The organism is Paludifilum halophilum (assembly GCF_002245355.1).
GTDB lineage: Bacteria > Bacillota > Bacilli > Thermoactinomycetales > DSM-45169 > Paludifilum > Paludifilum halophilum.
This window is the reverse complement of record NZ_NOWF01000191.1, coordinates 1-387: the sequence shown is the minus strand read 5'-3', so window position 1 is coordinate 387 and position 387 is coordinate 1. Positions and strand designations below refer to the sequence as shown.

1 pseudogene is annotated in these 387 nt (G+C 64.6%); it reads left to right on the top strand.

The features are described 5' to 3' along the window. Window positions 1-307, top strand: a pseudogene (locus CHM34_RS18800) (hypothetical protein); the annotation flags it as partial. Window positions 308-387: the final 80 nt, after the last annotated feature.

Sequence of the window (387 nt, the reverse complement as noted above, 5' to 3'; positions counted from 1 at the left end):
CTACCTCTACCTGCGCGACCCCGACGGCCACCGCGTCGAGGTGTACACGCAGGACTACTACACCGGCGACCCGGACAACCCGGTCATCACCTGGGACGTCCACGACAATCAGCGCCGTGACTGGTGGGGCAACCCCGTCGTGCCGTCCTGGTACTCGGACGCCTCCCTCGTTCTCGATCTCGACGGCAACCCGCAGCCCGTGCAAGCCCGCACGGACGATTCGGAGATGGCCGTGACGATCGGTGCCGACGGGTTCTCCTACACTCGCGCGGATGAGAATGAGGGCAAGCTGGGCAACCAGCTCTGAAAGGATTCGACATGCTCGATGAGGAAACGATCGCGGCCATCGCCGACGATCTCGCGGGAGCGGAGCGGACAGGAAAGAAG